General features: G+C 46.0%; 15 protein-coding genes. 8 read left to right on the plus strand and 7 right to left on the minus strand.

What is annotated here, in order from left to right; translation table 11 throughout:
* Positions 1–65: 65 nt before the first annotated feature.
* The 4 genes from ICN41_RS00770 to ICN41_RS00785 are packed head-to-tail and all read right to left on the minus strand — an operon-like array spanning position 66 to position 5,690.
* Positions 66–1,724: an ABC transporter ATP-binding protein gene (locus tag ICN41_RS00770; protein WP_216862255.1), complete on the minus strand. Its 1,659-nt coding sequence runs from the start codon at positions 1,722–1,724 to the stop codon at positions 66–68.
* Complete coding sequence (locus ICN41_RS00775; protein ID WP_216290909.1) at positions 1,721–2,746, minus strand: ABC transporter permease; 1,026 nt, start codon at positions 2,744–2,746, stop codon at positions 1,721–1,723. The genes ICN41_RS00770 and ICN41_RS00775 overlap by 4 nt, the downstream gene beginning before the upstream one ends.
* Entirely contained in the window at positions 2,743–3,807 is a 1,065-nt protein-coding gene (locus ICN41_RS00780; RefSeq protein WP_216291369.1) for a microcin C ABC transporter permease YejB, read from the minus strand. The genes ICN41_RS00775 and ICN41_RS00780 overlap by 4 nt, the downstream gene beginning before the upstream one ends.
* 11 nt (positions 3,808–3,818) lie before the next feature.
* The gene (locus ICN41_RS00785) at positions 3,819–5,690 is read right to left on the minus strand and encodes an extracellular solute-binding protein (RefSeq protein WP_216290910.1); all 1,872 of its coding nucleotides are present in this window, start codon (positions 5,688–5,690) and stop codon (positions 3,819–3,821) included.
* Between the two features lie 50 nt (positions 5,691–5,740).
* On the opposite strand from ICN41_RS00785, the gene fabI reads away from it, so the two are divergent.
* From fabI to ICN41_RS00815, 6 genes are all read left to right on the plus strand, one after another.
* A complete protein-coding gene (fabI, locus tag ICN41_RS00790) occupies positions 5,741–6,526 on the plus strand; it encodes an enoyl-ACP reductase FabI (RefSeq protein WP_216290911.1) in 786 nt (261 codons plus the stop codon).
* On the plus strand, positions 6,523–7,851 hold the full coding sequence (chrA, locus tag ICN41_RS00795; RefSeq protein ID WP_216290912.1) for a chromate efflux transporter: 1,329 nt from the start codon (positions 6,523–6,525) through the stop codon (positions 7,849–7,851). Before fabI ends, chrA begins: the two co-directional genes overlap by 4 nt.
* 22 nt (positions 7,852–7,873) lie before the next feature.
* Positions 7,874–8,758, plus strand: coding sequence for a MaoC family dehydratase N-terminal domain-containing protein (locus tag ICN41_RS00800; protein WP_216290913.1), 885 nt, complete (start codon positions 7,874–7,876; stop codon positions 8,756–8,758).
* A 44-nt stretch (positions 8,759–8,802) separates the two neighbouring features.
* Complete coding sequence (locus tag ICN41_RS00805; RefSeq protein ID WP_216290914.1) at positions 8,803–10,179, plus strand: MmgE/PrpD family protein; 1,377 nt, start codon at positions 8,803–8,805, stop codon at positions 10,177–10,179.
* 13 nt (positions 10,180–10,192) lie between these two features.
* Positions 10,193–11,038, plus strand: a complete 846-nt coding sequence (locus ICN41_RS00810) for a CoA ester lyase (protein WP_216290915.1) — start codon at positions 10,193–10,195, stop codon at positions 11,036–11,038.
* Between the two features lie 69 nt (positions 11,039–11,107).
* On the plus strand, positions 11,108–12,100 hold the full coding sequence (locus ICN41_RS00815; protein ID WP_216290916.1) for a tripartite tricarboxylate transporter substrate-binding protein: 993 nt from the start codon (positions 11,108–11,110) through the stop codon (positions 12,098–12,100).
* A gap of 89 nt (positions 12,101–12,189) precedes the next feature.
* Here ICN41_RS00815 and ICN41_RS00820 read toward each other — a convergent pair whose 3' ends face one another.
* Complete coding sequence (locus ICN41_RS00820; RefSeq protein WP_216290917.1) at positions 12,190–13,164, minus strand: tripartite tricarboxylate transporter substrate binding protein; 975 nt, start codon at positions 13,162–13,164, stop codon at positions 12,190–12,192.
* Between the two features lie 109 nt (positions 13,165–13,273).
* Here ICN41_RS00820 and ICN41_RS00825 point away from each other — a divergent pair, with 109 nt between their 5' ends.
* Positions 13,274–14,158: a fumarylacetoacetate hydrolase family protein gene (locus ICN41_RS00825; protein WP_216290918.1), complete on the plus strand. Its 885-nt coding sequence runs from the start codon at positions 13,274–13,276 to the stop codon at positions 14,156–14,158.
* 93 nt (positions 14,159–14,251) lie between these two features.
* Here the strand turns inward: ICN41_RS00825 and modA are convergent, their stop codons facing one another.
* Positions 14,252–15,007 carry a molybdate ABC transporter substrate-binding protein gene (gene modA / locus ICN41_RS00830; protein ID WP_216290919.1) on the minus strand — a complete coding sequence of 252 codons (756 nt, stop codon included), beginning with the start codon at positions 15,005–15,007 and terminating at the stop codon, positions 14,252–14,254.
* Between the two features lie 33 nt (positions 15,008–15,040).
* Positions 15,041–16,066 (minus strand): substrate-binding domain-containing protein, encoded by a 1,026-nt coding sequence (locus ICN41_RS00835; protein WP_216290920.1) that lies wholly within the window; start codon positions 16,064–16,066, stop codon positions 15,041–15,043.
* Positions 16,067–16,135: 69 nt separating this feature from the next.
* Between ICN41_RS00835 and ICN41_RS00840 the strand changes: the two genes are divergently transcribed.
* On the plus strand, positions 16,136–16,960 hold the full coding sequence (locus ICN41_RS00840; protein WP_216290921.1) for a substrate-binding domain-containing protein: 825 nt from the start codon (positions 16,136–16,138) through the stop codon (positions 16,958–16,960).
* Positions 16,961–16,993 lie beyond the last annotated feature (33 nt).

The following is a 16,993-nucleotide window of genomic DNA, read 5'->3' on the forward strand; positions in this document are numbered from 1 at the left end:
TCTTTTTGTATTTAATGAGGTCGGATGCACCAAACCATCCCATCTGGAAGGGGTTTTGGAGTACGTTAGACCAGCTGTGCAGCGGCAAAAAGCGCTTGGGTATAGACCTGCTTTGGATGCCGAATCATGGTTTCAGTATCACCAAACTCAATCACTTTCCCTTCTTTTAAAACCATGACTTCATGCGACATGGCGCGAATGACAGCCAAATCATGACTAATCATCAGGTAGGCTAAGTTGTATTTCTTCTGTAATTCAGTCAACAAAGCCAGCACCTGCTTTTGGATGGATACATCTAATGCTGAAGTGGGTTCATCTAAAACTAAAATTTGCGGGCGCAGAATCAAAGCTCTGGCAATCGCAATCCGTTGTCGCTGACCTCCTGAAAACTCATGAGGATATCGAGTTAAGGCAGAGCGTTCTATACCAACCTCACGCAACATATCAATCACACGAGTTTCACGTTCAGCGCTTGTTAGTTTAGGAAAATGAATATCCAAGCCTTCGGAAACAATTTGCATCACATTCATGCGCGGGGAAAGTGAACCAAAGGGATCTTGAAAGATCACTTGCAAGCTTGAACGCATTGCGCGTCGCTCCGCCGGCTCGAGGGTTTGCCAATCATTACCAAGTACATCAACCGTTCCACTCACCTGCGCTGCTGAGTCGCCAAGCAATCCCAGAACTGCCATACCCAAAGTGGTTTTGCCTGAACCAGATTCTCCAATAACACCGATAGTCTGGCCTTGCTTTAATGAGAAACTCACCTTACGTAAGACTTTGTTTGGTGGTGATTTTTTAAACCAGGGGCCAGACTGAGTGCTGGGATAAGCCACTGACAAATCTTCGGTATTGAGCAACACTGGCGCCAATGGCATCACCGGAGCTAAATCTCGTACCGGCTCACTATTAACTAAGGCACGGGTATAGGCATCACTGGGGTGCTCAAAGACTTGTTTGGTAGATCCTATTTCCATGAGGTTGCCTTGATTGAGAACGGCAACGCGTTGGGCAAAATGCTTGACTAAATTGAGGTCATGGGTAATCAGCAAGATCCCCATGCCGCCATCATCCTTGGACTCTTCTTGAAGCTTGATTAACAACTCCAAGATTTGCAGCCTAAGACTGACATCTAGCGCTGTAGTGGGTTCATCTGCAATCAAGAGACGCGGTTTGCAAGCAAGTGCCATCGCAATCATGGCGCGCTGACGCTGACCACCAGAGAGTTGATGCGGATAAGAATGTAAGCGGCGCTCAGCTTCAGGAATGCCTGTCTTTTTTAATAAATCAATCGCAGCATCTACGCAATCCGATTTAGAAATGAGTGGTTGATAAATCTGAACTGCCTCAATAATTTGATTACCTACTGTAAATAATGGATTTAATGCCGTCATCGGCTCTTGAAAAACCATGGCAATTTCACGCCCACGAATCTGGCGAATATCCTGCATCGGTAATGACAATAAATCGACTGGCCCTTGATCGCCCTGCTCATTCCACCAAATACGACCAGTCACTTGAGCGCCTTCTGGCTCCAACCTCAAGGGCGCTAATGCGGTTAGTGTCTTGCCAGAGCCTGATTCACCAACCAAAGCAACCCGTTCACCAATCCCGATTTCCAGATCGAGATTTTTCACGGCAAACTTTTCACGACGCCCTGAGCCAAATGAAATGCTCAGATCCTCGTACTTCAGCAAAGCAATATTGCTACGGGTCTTACTCATGAGCGCCCTCCACTCATCAAGCCTGCTTTGCGAGAATCAAAGGCATTACGTAATGCTTCACCCATAAAAGTTAAGAGCAATAAAGTTGCCACTAGCACTACAAAGGTTGATAAAGAAATCCACCATGCATCTAGATTACTTTTACCTTGAGAAAGGAGCTCACCCAAACTCGGCGTACCAGGAGGAACACCGAGCCCTAAAAAATCCAAACTGGTTAAAGACAAAATAGCTGCACTCATGCGAAACGGTAAAAAGGTGATCACTGGCGTCAAGCTATTGGGAAGAATATGACGCCACATGATTTGTAGATTGGTTAAACCCAAAGCGCGTGCAGCACGTACATACTCTAGTGCGCGGTTACGGAAAAATTCAGCCCGCACATAGTCCGAGAGCCCCATCCACCCAAAGGCTGCTAACAGGATGATGAGCAACCAAATACTAGGATTAAAAATCGAAGCAAAAATGATCAATAAATAAAGCTCAGGCATCGCAGACCAAATTTCGATGATGCGTTGTGATATCAAATCAAACTTGCCGCCAAAAAATCCCATTAAGGCACCAGTCAAAATGCCAACACTTACGCCCACGATTGTTAGAGCCAAGCCAAACAGGATGGATAAGCGAAAACCATAAATCAAGCGAGCTAAAACATCACGCCCGCGATCATCTGTTCCTAACCAGTTATCCCAAGATGGCGCCGCTGGATTTGGCGCTTTAGAAAAGTAATTGAGGGTTTCATAGCTATAGGGAATAGGAGGATAAATTGCCCAATTGCCATTCGTAGTGATGTTGCGTCGTATATCAGGATCTAAAAAATCAGTTGGCGTAGCAAAGTCCCCACCAAAAACTGTCTCAGGCTGACTTTTCATAATCGGAAAATAAAAATTGCCTTGATAACGAACCAATAGTGGTTTGTCATTTGCAATGAACTCTGCACACAAAGAGATGCCAAACAGAATCATAAAGATCCATAGGCTGGCATAACCCATGCGACTATTTTTAAAGCGCTGCCAACGGTTCATGAACCCCCTCCTGCACCGAATTGAATGCGAGGGTCAACGTAGACATAGCAAAGATCAGAGATCAGCTTAGTAAATAAGCCAATTAAGGTAAAGAGATAAAGCGTACCAAAGACCACTGGGTAATCTCTGCGCATAACAGACTCATAGGAAAGCAGCCCTAAGCCATCCAGTGAAAATAAAGTTTCAATAAGCAATGATCCCGTGAAAAAGGCGCCGATAAATGCCGCAGGAAATCCAGTAACCAAAGGTAGTAAAGCATTGCGGAATACATGCTTCCAGAGCACTTGCTTTTCAGTTAATCCTTTAGCTCTTGCAGTCAATACATACTGCTTGCGAATTTCTTCTAAGAAAGAATTTTTCGTGAGCATGGTGACAACTGCAAAACTACCTAAGACTGAAGCCGTAATCGGCAATACCAAATGCCATAGATAGTCCATCACCTTACCCATGAGGCTAAGCTCGCTCCAATTGTCTGAAGTAAGACCACGCAAGGGAAATATTTGCAAGAAACTACCGCCACCAAAAATAACCAATAGCAAGACGCCAAGTACAAAGCCTGGTATTGCATATCCCACCAAAATCATGGTGCTCGTTACAGCGTCAAAACGAGACCCGTCTCTAACCGCCTTGGCAATACCCAGCGGTATCGACACCAAATACGTTAAGAAGAAAGTCCACAGACCAATACTGATCGACACCGGTAGCTTAGAAACCACGAGCTGCCAAACGCTTTGATGCTGGTAATAGCTTTGTCCTAAATCGAATTGAGCAAATCGCTTCAACATCATGAAATAACGCTCTAATGGCGGCTTATCAAATCCATATAAGGCCTTTACCTCCGCTAAGCGCTCTGCATCAATGCCTTGTCGCCCACGATAGGTGCTACCTCCTCCTGAAGATTCGGCACCACTGACGCCAGCATCGCCCTTCCCTTTGAGCTCCAACATCATTTGCTCAACCGGCCCTCCAGGAACAAACTGCACTACTGCAAAGGTAAGCGTCAGCACTCCTAACAAAGTAGGAATCATTAAAAGAATGCGTTTGAGGATGTAAGACCACATTTGACCTTGCATTATTGGGCATCCCCTTTCCACCAGTTCATCAAAATCCACATTTCTGCGCTGTAATACAAAGGCGGTGCTGGATATTGCATTTCTTTACGGTAAGCAATCCGATGCGTTGGGTTGTACCACTGTGGAATTACTAAATAGCTATTCCACAGTACGCGATCGAGCGCTCTGGTTGCTGCCCTCAATTGCTCACGGGTTTCGGCCTTAGTAATCGCCTCTACTAGGGCATCGACTACTGGCGACTGGATACCAATGACATTATCTGAGCCCTTCTCTTTAGCGGCTTGACTACCAAAGCGATCCCATAACTCATTGCCTGGACTTTGCGAGTCCGGGAAACGGATTGTGGTCATATCGAAATCATATTCATCCATCCGCTTTTGATGCAAAGCAAAGTCGCTCGTGCGAATATCCACCTGAATTCCGAGTTTTTCTAAATTACGCACATAGGCTGATATGACCCTCAAGAAGAATGGGCCATCTTCTACCATTTCAAAGCGGAATGGCTCCCCTTTTTCATTTCTCAAGGCGCCGTCACGATATTGCCAGCCGGCATGCATCAACAACTCTCTAGCCTTACGTAAGTTTTGACGTAAGCTTGAAGGTGACACTGTTGTAGGTGCTGGCGGCATCGGCCCAAAGACTGCATCAGGCACCCATTGCGGATATTTTTCTTTCAGCGGTCTGAGCAATTTCAATTCTGCATCGGTTGGCTTGCGAGGACCATCGAAATTAGCACTCAAATCGCTGTTCGTGAAATAGCTATTAATACGGCTGTATTGATCAAAGAAGAGTTGGCGATTAAGCCACTCAAAGTCTAAGGCATAACCCAGTGCTTGACGCACCCTAGGATCCTGAAAAAGGGGTCGGCGTAAATTCATGGCAAAGCCTTGCATACCGGCGCCATTGTGATTAAGAAATGCTTTCTTAATAAGAGTGCCGTCATTAAAGCGTGGCCCAACATAACTCTTCGCCCAATTTTTTGCACGGTACTCCACCAATGCATCAAACTCACCCGCCTTGAATGCTTCTAGACGCACAGTGTCATCACTGTAGAGTTTGTAGAGGATGCGATCAAAGTTGAAAAACCCCACGCGCACATTCAAGGTTTTGCCGCCGCGATCTGCCCAGTAATTCGGGTTGCGCTTAAAGATGATGGTCTTACCCGCCTTATAAGACTCAATCACATATGGGCCACTGGCAATCGGATGCTCAAAACTCAATTTATCAAATGAGGTAAAGGATCCGTCGGCTTTCTTGCCCCAATTACGAGAAAAGACTGGCAAGGCTCCCACCATGACCGGTAATTCGGGATTGCGATTTTTAAAGTCATAACGAATGACGCGCTCTGAAACGACTACCGCTTGTTTCACATCAGCATAGACTGTACGAAATTGCGGATTCGCCAGCGTGCTCATCAAAGTATCAAAGCTGTATTTGACATCGCTCGCCAAGATGGGACTGCCATCAGAAAAAGTAGCTTCTGGACGAATACGAAAGGTCACCGACATCTTGTCAGGTGCAACTGAAATATCTTCTGCGATCAACCCATAAGCACTAGAGACCTCATCGGCGCTACCAACGGCTAAGGACTCAAACATCAGCTGCGCCACTCCAGGCGCATTTACGCCACGCAATGTGAATGGGTTGAACTTATCAAAACTAGTCCGCCTATCCGGATTGGGTAAAACTAAAGTACCGCCCCTTGGCGCATTGGGATTAACGTAGTCAAAGTGACTAAAGCCGTCTGCGTACTTTGGCTTACCGTACTGTGCTATCCCTTGTGATGCCTTTACTGCGTTAAAGCCCACCCCAAAAAATAGGGCCAGAAGGCAAAAACGGGCAATTTGGCGAATGGGACTTAGCTTAGACATATATGCAACAATTGTAGTTAGCAAATCATATTTGAAGCAAAGGACATCACATGGGCTTTCTCTCCGGCAAAAAAATTCTCATTACCGGCCTCCTCTCCAACCGCTCCATTGCCTATGGCATTGCCAAGGCCTGCCATCGTGAGGGTGCCGAATTGGCCTTCACGTATGTGGGCGACCGCTTTAAGGAACGAATTGTGGACTTTGCAAAAGAATTCAATACGGAACTCATTTTTGACTGCGATGTGGGGAGCGATGAGCAAATTTCTGCCCTATTTAAGGATCTTGCAAAAACTTGGCCCCAGTTTGATGGTTTTGTGCACGCGATTGGTTTTGCACCACGTGAGGCGATTGCCGGTGACTTCCTAGATGGCCTAACAAGAGAAGGCTTCAAAATTGCTCACGATATTTCGGCCTATAGCTTCCCTGCAATGGCTAAAGAAGCGCTCCCAATGTTGCGCGATAAATCGGCTTTACTGACTTTGACCTACTTAGGGTCAACACGCAATATTCCAAACTACAACACGATGGGATTGGCCAAAGCTTCATTAGAGGCTGCCGTACGCTACCTCGCCAGCTCGGTAGGATCTAAAGGTATTCGTGTAAATGGCATCTCAGCTGGACCCATTAAAACGCTCGCTGCCTCAGGCATCAAAAATTTTGGGAAAATTTTGGAGGCTGTTGAACAAACTGCGCCACTTCGTCGCAACATCACTATTGATGACGTTGGAAATGCCGCGGCCTTTCTGTTATCTGATTTAGCTAATGGCATCACCGCTGAAATCATTTATGTTGATAACGGATTCAATCATGTTGTTGGTGGAATGGACGGCATTTGAGTATTCCATTAGGTGAGGCGGTAAAGTTTTGGGCCAAGCTCGGCTTTATCAGCTTTGGTGGCCCCGCAGGTCAGATTGCAGTTCTCCATCAAGAGTTAGTCGAAAAGCGTCGCTGGATTTCTGAGCGGCGCTTTTTACATGCGCTGAACTACTGCATGCTGCTCCCAGGCCCAGAGGCTCAGCAACTGGTGACCTATATTGGTTGGCTCATGCACCGCAGCTGGGGTGGGATCTTAGCGGGAACACTCTTTGTCTTGCCTTCTCTGGTGATTTTGATTGCCCTATCATGGATCTACCTTAACTATGGACAGGTTCCTTTGATTGCAGCAATCTTCTTTGGCATCAAACCAGCGGTAGTAGCTATTGTGATTCACGCAGCGATTCGCATTGGCAAGCGGACGCTCCATAATCAAGTACTCAAATGGATAGCGCTTGTTTCCTTTTTAGCAATTTTCATTTTGAACTTATCTTTTCCGATCATCGTCGTCATTACTGCTGCTATTGGTTTCTGGGGTGGCAAGCGTTACCCAGAATATTTTCAGCAGACTGGCGGTCATGGCAATGCGAATGACAAGCATTATGGCAAGGCCATCATTGACGATCACACCCCTACCCCCGCTCATGCGCTCTTTAGTATGCAGAGAACATTGCGACATAGCGCCATTGCATTCAGTTGCTGGCTCTTGCCCATGGGTGCACTTCTAGCGATCTTTGGTTGGAGCACACTCTATCCGCAACTGGCTTGGTTCTTTACCAAAGCAGCACTGCTGACGTTTGGTGGAGCCTATGCAGTCCTGCCTTATGTATACCAGGGTGCAGTTGATCATTTTCACTGGCTCAGTGCTAACCAAATGATTGATGGTCTCGCCCTTGGCGAAACTACGCCCGGTCCGCTCATCATGGTGGTTGCCTTTGTGGGTTATCTCGCGGGATATATTCAACATCTCATTGGAAGCGGAAGCCCATTTTGGTTTGGCGTGCTTGGGGCTTGCGTCGCCACTTGGTTTACTTTTTTACCCTCTTTCTTTTTTATTTTGGTTGGCGGTCCATTGATTGAATCTACCCACGGCAAACTCAGCTTTACCGCACCCCTTACCGCCATTACGGCAGCTGTAGTCGGGGTCGTTGCCAATTTAGGTCTATTTTTTGCCTATCACGTATTTTTACCGCGGGGTATTGGAGGATCGATATCCTGGATCTCGATTGTGATTTGTGTATTTGCAGGCTTAGCCCTGTTGAAATTTCAAAAAGGAGTCATAACCGTCATTGCAGGCTCCGCACTAGCGGGCTTATTGAGTTACCTAGCAGCCATGTTGCTGGCGTAAGTATTTTCTTAAGATTGGCATAATGGAACTTATGCGAATCGAACCTCAAACCATCACCCATCTTCAAGAGTGGCTAGGAAAATCCGAGACCCTTTCTGACACAGTCACCGCCGCTCCTGTACGGGCACTGTCAGCAACCTTGGATCGCGAAGATCCCCCTCCTGCCAAAGGAACTTTTTTACCTGAACTATGGCATTGGCTGTATTTCTTACCCCATGCGCGTGAATCAGAAATCGGGCCCGATGGCCACCCTAAACGCGGAGGATTTTTACCGCCAGTTCCTCTACCACGACGTATGTGGGCAGGAAGCCGGATTGAGTGGTTAGCACCCCTTTCCGTCGGCGATGAAATCGAGCGTACTTCAACCATTCAATCCGTTACTCATAAAGCGGGACGAACGGGTGATCTCATTTTTGTTCTCGTGCAACATCAGATCTCCAATCAGCAAGGCCTAGCTATTGTTGAAGAACATGACATTGTTTATCGCGATGCCCCTGGGCCGGATGACAAGCCAGTTACGCCTACACCAGCTCCTACCGAAGCCAAGTGGACTAAGACGATCACCCCAGACGATGTTTTTCTCTTTCGTTACTCCGCTCTGACTTTTAATGGCCATCGCATTCACTACGATCGCAAATATGTTACTGAAGTAGAGGGCTATCCAGGCCTAATCGTGCATGGCCCTTTAATTGCCACACTACTGGTCGACCTTGTACGTCAAAGTATTCCTGGGTGCAAACTCAAAAGTTTTGAATTCCGCGCGATTCGCCCGACCTTTGATATCAATATATTCAAAGTCTCTGCTAAGCCCGATTTGGAAAAAGATCCTTCCGGAAAAACAATTGCTATTTGGGCACAAGATCATGAAGGCTGGCTCACCATGCAAGCAAGCGCAGTGCTTACCTAAATCAATATCGTCAATATCGTTAGAAACAAAAGAAAACTTACCCTATGTCTAATGCCCATCTATCTCAAGAATTAGCCAGCTTTGCTTCCTCTCTGCAATCGAAAGATATTCCTGCTGATGTCATGAGTCGTGCTGAAGATTTATTGGTAGATTGGTTTGGCTCTGCTATCGCCGGCAAAGGGTCACGCCCCGTAGAAACAATTACGCAGTTTGCTCAAAAGATGGGTGGCTTTGATGGTACGCATCGAGGTCCTTCAGAAATTTTAATTAACCGCAGTACTTCAAGCCCCTTCCTCGCAGCCATGGCCAATGCAGCTGCATCTCATGTTGCCGAACAAGATGATGTCCACAACGGCTCAGTCTTTCATCCGGCAACGGTGGTTTTTCCACCCGCTCTTGCTTGTGCACAATCCATTGGCGCATCAGGTGAAGATTTTTTGCTAGCCGCGATAGCGGGATATGAAGTCGGCATTCGGGTTGGTGAATTTCTAGGTCGTTCCCATTACAAAGTCTTTCATACCACCGGTACTGCTGGCACCATAGCCGCTGCCGCTGCAGTTGGACGTCTACTAAAACTCAATCCCAGCCAAATGCTCAATGCCTTTGGCTCAGCTGGCACTCAATCAGCTGGTCTTTGGGAATTTTTACGTGATGCCGCGGATTCCAAGCAACTGCATACTGCTCATGCTGCCTCCACTGGCTTGATGTCCGCCTATCTTGCGCAATCGGGATTCACTGGTGCACAACATATTCTGGAAGGCAAACAAGGTTTAGCTGCTGGTATGTCAAGCGATGCTGATCCAAGTAAGTTGACCGATCAATTAGGTAGTCGCTGGGCCTTGGCTGAAACCAGCTTTAAATATCATGCCTCCTGCAGACACACCCACCCTGCTGCTGATGCATTACTGCAAGTCATGCTGGCTCACAAACTCAAGCCAAGCGATATTACTAAAGTAGAAACGCTAGTACACCAAGGCGCTATCGATGTCCTTGGTCCAGTGACGGATCCAGCCACAGTCCATCAGTCGAAGTTTTCCATGGGAACTGTTCTAGCCCTCATTGCACACTATCAATTTGCTGGTCTACAAGAATTTGATGATCATTTTCATGATGATGCAATTTGTCTTTTCCGCGATCGTGTGACGATGACGCTGGATTCAGAAGTGGATACAGCCTACCCACAACGCTGGATTGGAAAAGTCAAAGTCCACCTGTCGAATGGCCAAGTTCTCGATGGCAGGGTTGATGAGCCCAAAGGAGATCCTGGCAATACGCTCACGCGTGCTGAGATTACCGATAAAGCAATGCGTCTTGCCGCCTTCAGTGGTGGCGCAACCCCAGCCCAAATGACTAGCGCAATTGATTCCTTGTGGAATATTCGCAATCAGTCCAAGATAGGCTTATTACTTCCTTATTCTTAAATCATTTTTTAATATGAACTCATCTGATCAAATCTTAGCTTTTAGTAGTAACTTTTTATTTGTTCCCGGAACACGTCCAGAACGTTTTAGCAAAGCTTTAGATAGCGGAGCAAATGCTGTTGTACTCGATTTGGAAGATGCCGTTCCAGAAGAAGATAAAGAACTAGCGCGTAATGCTATTCGAACAGCTTGGCCTACATTTACTGCTGAACAAAAAAATCGACTAGTTATTCGCAGCAATTCCCCTGGTAGTAAGTTCTATGCAGCAGATCTCATCTTGGCACAAGAGCTTGATGTGGCATGCGTCTTGATTCCCAAAAGTGAATCACAAGACGAAATCAACGGTGCTGCATTGATTCTGCCCAACACTGCCATTATTCCAATGATTGAGACGGCGATTGGTCTAGATCAACTTCGTGAGATTGCCAATTCCAACCAAGTCATTCGCCTGGCATTAGGCAATCTAGATCTCCAGGCAGATCTTGGCATGATTTGCGATCAGGATGAAACTCAATTACAGACTGCCCGTTACCAAATCGTTCTGGTATCGCGCCTTGCACAAATAGCCCCTCCTATTGATGGGGTTACTCCATCTACAGATGATCTTGAACGAATTAACCGTGATGCTCAAAGGGCTAAGGCCATGGGTTTTGGGGGCAAACTATGCATTCATCCAAAGCAAGTTTCGATTGTGAAATCCGCTTTTATGCCTAGTCAAGATGAGCTGGCATGGGCCCAAAGGGTAATAGAGGCTGATAAAGCTTCAAAAGGTGGGGCTGTAAAGCTGGAGGGACGCATGATTGACCGCCCTGTTGTTTTACTAGCGCAGCGCACACTGGCACTTGCTGGTAAACACTAAGGTCTTGGCCTGCTTAAAGAGACATAAAAATGTCATAATCATGCCCATAAGTAAAACATGGAGGCTGTTATGAAAATTAAGAAATCTATATTCACTGGAGTGATGGCCAGTATTGCTGCAGGTGGGTTACTGCTCAGCAACTCTGCAATCGCACAAAATGCTTGGCCAACAAAGTCAATCTCTTTAATTGTCCCCTTTGCTGCTGGTGGCCCTACTGACTCAGTAGCCCGCTTAATTGCAGTCCCAATGGGACAAGCCTTAGGTCAAACCGTTGTAGTAGAAAACGTTCCTGGCGCTGGTGGCACGATTGCCTCCACTAAAGTGGCGCGCGCTACTCCAGATGGCTATACCATTTACCTCCATCACATGGGCATGGCTACAGCCAATGCGCTCTACGATAAATTACCGTATGACCCACTAACTAGCTTTGAACATATTGGTCAAGTAGCCGATGTGCCAATGGTCCTCTTGGGCAAAAAAACCTTGCCAGCTAACAACTTTAAAGAACTAGAAGCCTATATCAGAGCAAATGGTTCTAAGGTGACTATGGCTAATGCTGGTCCTGGTGCAGTTTCTCAACTTTGCGGTCTGCTCTTTCAAAGCCGTTTGGGTGTGAAGTTAACCAACGTTCCTTACAAAGGAACTGGTCCTGCTCTTACCGATCTTTTAGGTGGTCAAGTTGATCTCTTGTGCGATCAAACAACCCAGACTATTCCTTATATCAAAGACGGCAGCGTCAAAGCCTTCGGTACTACAACATTGAAGCGTTTGCCTGCTATCCCGAATGTACCAACATTGGATGAGCAAGGTCTCAAAGGCTTTGAAGTTAAGGTATGGCATGGCATGTATGCGCCTAAAGGCACTCCAAAACCAATCTTGGATAAATTGAATGCTGCTCTGAAGAAGGCGCTCAATACTCCTGATGTTCAAAAGCGTCTAGCTGATGCCAACATTGATATCGTGCCTGTCGGTAAGATTAACGATAAGGGACTAAAAGACCATCTTGATGCAGAGATCAATAAATGGGGTCCTATCATCCGTAAAGCTAACATTCCAGATTAATCATCTGCTAGTAGTTGCAGCATAGAAAAAGCCACCCCAGTTCACTAGGGTGGCTTTTTTGTTGTCCTATAAAAAGATATATACAGCTCTTACTCAACCTTACCAATCTTCTTCACAATCTCACCCATTTGAGCCGACTCTTTATCCCAATAGGTTTTAAATTCTGGTGCATCAAGATATTGAATTGGGCTACCCGCTCCGTTAATCACAGTGCGAACACGCTCATCAACTGCTGCCTGCTTTGCAGCCTCGCGTAATTTGTTTGTAATGCTATCTGGCGTAGCGCTAGGAACAAATAAACCTGCCCATTGCGCAAACTCTATCTTCACGCCCATCTCTTTAAAGCTAGGAACATCTGGCAGGCTTGCTAAACGACCATCACCCCAATGCGCCAAAGCACGCACTTTGCCTGCCTTAATTTGCTGAACAATCGATGATGGGCCGGTAGCAATCGCATCCACCTGTCCACCCAAGAGCCCCACAATGGCAGGACCAGCCCCTGTATAAGGAATGTGAACCATGTAGAACTTCTCAGATGACTTGAGCATTTCCATGGGCACATGCATAGTGCCGTAATTACCAGAAGATCCAAAATTATATTTACCTGGATTTGCCCTCATTGCCGCAATAAATGATTTGTAGTCTTTCCAAGGACTGTCCGCTCTGACCACCAATACAGTTGGATCAGCTGTAAAACGGGCGATCGGTTTTAATTGATTCAACTGGAAAGATTGTTCGCGTCCAACAATCTTATCTGCCTCAGGAATAATAGAAATAGAGGATAAGGCCATCAAAATGGTGTAACCGTCTGGTTTGGATTTTGCAACTGCGGCCATCCCAATGCCGCCTCCAGCACCGGGTTTATTCTCAACCACGACAGGCTGACCCAAAATTCTGGAAAGCGCATCTGCAACAGGTCTACCTACCGTATCAGCCACTCCACCAGGAGGAAATGGCACAACCATCGTTATCTGCTTTGTAGGCCATGCCTCAGGAGCCTGAGCCATTGCAGATGGGATGAGCAAACAAGCAGCCCAGAAAGCCAGTAAATGTCTTATTTTCATTTTTTGTCTCACAGTCCTTATTTCGTTATTATTTATGTTCTTTATCCTACTACAAGATTAATCACAATAAACGGGGCCTACGCTAGAAGCCCTAATGGAGATAGCAATCATGAAATATGCAGCATTTTCTTTAATTAGTGAACCGGGCAAAACTCGCGTGGGCTCGATTTCTGCTGATGGCAAGCAGGTAGAGGAATTTGACCTTGGGGATGTTAGCGAAGATGGCATCGTTGCTATTTTGCGGGCTGATTTAAATGGAAAATTACCAAAGCCTGTCGCAATCCATGCATTTACAGATATCCGATTGTTAGCTCCGGTACCACGACCACGCAGAAACATTTTTTGCGTTGGCAAGAATTATCATGAGCACGCTAAAGAATTTTCAAATAGTGGATTTGATGGCAGCGCCAAGCCTGGTGAAGATATTCCGACTCACGCGATTTTCTTCACTAAGCCACCGGAATCCGTTACAGGCCCCAACACCAATGTCATCATCCCTACTGCAGTTTCGACTGCAATCGATTATGAGGCCGAGCTCACCATTGTGATTGGTAAGGGCGGTAAAGGAATTAGTGAAGCAGATGCTATGACTCACGTATGGGGCTATACCGCCATCAACGATGTCACTGCGCGCGACTGGCAACAGCGTCACAAACAATGGTTTTTAGGTAAAAGTTTCGATACCTTCTGCCCAATGGGCCCGTGGGTTGTAACTGCCGATCAAGTAGATGCGAATGACATCTCGGTTAAATGTTGGGTGAATGGTGAACTGCGTCAGAACTCCAATACAAAAGACCTGATTTTTGATATCCCCAATATGATCGCCACTGTCTCTGCCGGTATTACTCTCTACCCAGGAGATCTCATTGCTACCGGCACTCCCGTTGGCGTTGGCATTGGCTTTAAGCCACCAAAGTATTTAGTCAATGGCGATGTCGTCGTCGTCGAAATGGGTGGGATCGGCAAACTGGAAAATACCTTTATCGCTCAATAAGAATTGGCAGTAATTGCAATACCCTCAAGCCACCCTCGTGGTGGCTTTTTCTATGCAATCCAAAAAAGAGGCTACTCCAAATCAATGGATTCCTTAAGGCGTTGTATAGCCGTACTTATGCAGAATGGACTTTGCTTGAGCACTTTGCATAAATTGATACAACTCAACTGCCTCAGTTGGCGCATTCTTCATTAGAACCATGCGTTGCTTAATCGGCTCATAAAACGAGTGATTTAATGTGCTGTAGCTTGTACTTTTCATGAGTTCTGGCGACATGGCCAAAGAAAGTGCGCTGAAGCCGATATCTGCGGCTCCTGAAGCTACATACATTGTTGCCACACCAATATTGTCTGCATAGATTAACTTATCTTTGGCAAGATCCCATAACCCCTCAGACTTTAAATATTGCACTGCTGCTTTGCCATAAGGTGCAAGCTCCGGTTTTGCAATAGCTACCTTATTTGCTTTAGTGATGGCGCCAGCAATATCCACCTTACTGGCCGCAGAGGATAGATTCAAAGATTTTTTTGCAATGACGGCCAATTTGCCAATCGCATAGATCGTGCCCTCATCTACAGCCTTGCCGCTCTTATACAACTCAAGCGGAAAATGCTCATCAGCAGCAATCAGTAAGCTATAGGGTGCTCCATTCATGATTTGAGCGGTAAAGTTTCCGGAGGAACCAAATACCACTCTTAACTCAGACTTACCGGTTGCCCGAAAAGCGGCATTGATCTCCGCAAAGGCATTCTTCATATTTGCAGCAACGGCAATCGTGACTGGCTGCGCCCATAGACTTGGGGCACACATAATCAAAAGGGTTGTGATGATGAAACGAAAGGCGCGCAATCAAATTCCTAGATAAATCACAATGTAATGAGTTTAAATCCAACCATCGATCTGGCGCTTTAAGCCAAGCGATTTATAGCCCGGAATTTCACTAGATAACTGTCGAATTTTACGAATGAGCTTTGCAACATCCTTATTGACAGCCAATTCATCTGACATTGCTAAGAAAAAGAGTTCGTCTTTCAGTTGAATAAAATCAAGCCCATTCTCCATAGCAATACTTTTCACACCAAGCCCGACGTCTGCTTTCTTGGCCAGAATCGATGTTGCAATGGCAGTATGAGTAAATTCCTCATGTTCATACCCTTTAATCTTTTTGGAATCTATACCCTCTTTAATCAGCAGAGTATCTAGGAGCAAGCGCGTACCCGAACTTTTCTGTCTATTAATAAAGCGGATATTGGGTCGCAATAAATCCTTGATGCCGGTAATGTTCTGGGGATTACCTTTCGCAACCATTAAGCCCTGCACACGCTTCATCACCGGGAATATCTGCTTACCTTCTTTTTGTAAACGCTTGGCAATCGTCTTAGATGCCTGACTTTCCGAGACATGGTATCCAGCAATATCGGCTTCATAATTGAATAAGCGCTCTAGAGCCTCACCAGAGCCAGCAGTTATTAACTCAAATGCGTCAAATCCAGCAACCGCAGTTTGAATAATGGGATCACTACTGCTGGCAAATCGCCAACGCTTCTCAGCCTTATTTCTGAATAAGGCAAAGCCTTCTTCTAAGTGAGCTAAGCTGGTTTGACCCAATCTATGAGTCTTATCATCAAAATCCTCAATGAACTGAATGAGATATTTTGCATACTCAGATAACTGCGAACCATGCCCCCGCACCCGCTCCATTAGCTTAAAGCCAAGTGCGTTTTCCACCTCATTGACCTTTTGCCAGACATTCCGATAGGAAAGCCCGGCCTTTTTACAGGCAGACATCAAGGTTTTACCTTGATCAATATCCTTCAGTAGGCTGGTAAGCCAGACCAAATCAATAACAGTCGGATCCTTGGCATTTTTACTTCCAAACACTAAGGTGGGTCTAATCTGAATTCGCATATGTAATTTTTTGCATATTGATGTTTTGTAATATGACAGATCTTAACTGAATACCAATGGGAATACAGAATGAACACTTTCTCTAAACGCTTCCTAGCGATTGTTATCACAACGCTTGGGCTATTAGCTCAAAATGCGACCGCCCAAGAGAAAAGCATTGTGCTTTCATCCACCACTTCCACTGAGCAATCTGGGTTGTTTGGCTTTATTTTGCCAATTTTCAAAATGAAAACAGGTATTGATGTCAAAGTAGTAGCCGTAGGAACCGGTCAAGCGCTCGATATTGGACGACGTGGTGATGCCGATGTGGTCTTTGTGCATGACAAGCCAGCCGAAGAGAAGTTTGTGAGCGAAGGTTTTTCTACACAACGTAATGAAGTGATGTACAACGACTTTGTACTCATTGGCCCCAAATCTGATCCCGCAAAAATTGCTGGAGGAAAAGACATTCAAGTAGCATTTAAAAAGATTGCATCCTCACAAGCGCCTTTTGTGTCTCGTGGAGATAAGAGCGGAACGCATGCTGCAGAATTGCGTTACTGGAAAGATGCAGGCGTCACACCTGTCCCAGGCTCATCATGGTACAAAGAGACAGGCTCAGGAATGGGTCCAGCATTAAATACGGCCTCAGCTATGAATGGCTACATCTTGGCAGACCGTGCAACCTGGTTAAGCTTTAAGAACCGTGGCGATCTAGCCATCCTAGTCCAAGGTGACCCAAAGCTCTTTAATCAATATGGCGTGATGTTAGTCAATCCAGCGAAGTTTCCTAATGTGAAGAAAGCTGAAGGTCAGGCATTCATCGACTGGATTCTGTCTAAGAATGGACAAGACGTGATTGCCAGCTATCAAATTGGTGGCGAGCAGCTGTTTTTCCCAAATGCTAAGAAATGAACCCTATTGCAGTTATGAAAAAAGCCCGCATCT

Origin of the sequence: Polynucleobacter sp. 15G-AUS-farblos, assembly GCF_018882445.1 — a bacterium.
GTDB lineage: Bacteria > Pseudomonadota > Gammaproteobacteria > Burkholderiales > Burkholderiaceae > Polynucleobacter.

Coding starts and splice junctions, on each gene's coding strand:
- ICN41_RS00770 (WP_216862255.1), bottom strand. CDS start 1,724: ATGAGTAAGACCCGTAGCAATATTGCTTTGCTGAAGTACGAGGATCTG.
- ICN41_RS00775 (WP_216290909.1), bottom strand. CDS start 2,746: ATGAACCGTTGGCAGCGCTTTAAAAATAGTCGCATGGGTTATGCCAGC.
- ICN41_RS00780 (WP_216291369.1), bottom strand. CDS start 3,807: ATGTGGTCTTACATCCTCAAACGCATTCTTTTAATGATTCCTACTTTG.
- ICN41_RS00785 (WP_216290910.1), bottom strand. CDS start 5,690: ATGTCTAAGCTAAGTCCCATTCGCCAAATTGCCCGTTTTTGCCTTCTG.
- fabI (WP_216290911.1), top strand. CDS start 5,741: ATGGGCTTTCTCTCCGGCAAAAAAATTCTCATTACCGGCCTCCTCTCC.
- ICN41_RS00800 (WP_216290913.1), top strand. CDS start 7,874: ATGGAACTTATGCGAATCGAACCTCAAACCATCACCCATCTTCAAGAG.
- ICN41_RS00805 (WP_216290914.1), top strand. CDS start 8,803: ATGTCTAATGCCCATCTATCTCAAGAATTAGCCAGCTTTGCTTCCTCT.
- ICN41_RS00810 (WP_216290915.1), top strand. CDS start 10,193: ATGAACTCATCTGATCAAATCTTAGCTTTTAGTAGTAACTTTTTATTT.
- ICN41_RS00815 (WP_216290916.1), top strand. CDS start 11,108: ATGAAAATTAAGAAATCTATATTCACTGGAGTGATGGCCAGTATTGCT.
- ICN41_RS00820 (WP_216290917.1), bottom strand. CDS start 13,164: ATGAAAATAAGACATTTACTGGCTTTCTGGGCTGCTTGTTTGCTCATC.
- ICN41_RS00825 (WP_216290918.1), top strand. CDS start 13,274: ATGAAATATGCAGCATTTTCTTTAATTAGTGAACCGGGCAAAACTCGC.
- ICN41_RS00835 (WP_216290920.1), bottom strand. CDS start 16,066: ATGCGAATTCAGATTAGACCCACCTTAGTGTTTGGAAGTAAAAATGCC.
- ICN41_RS00840 (WP_216290921.1), top strand. CDS start 16,136: ATGAACACTTTCTCTAAACGCTTCCTAGCGATTGTTATCACAACGCTT.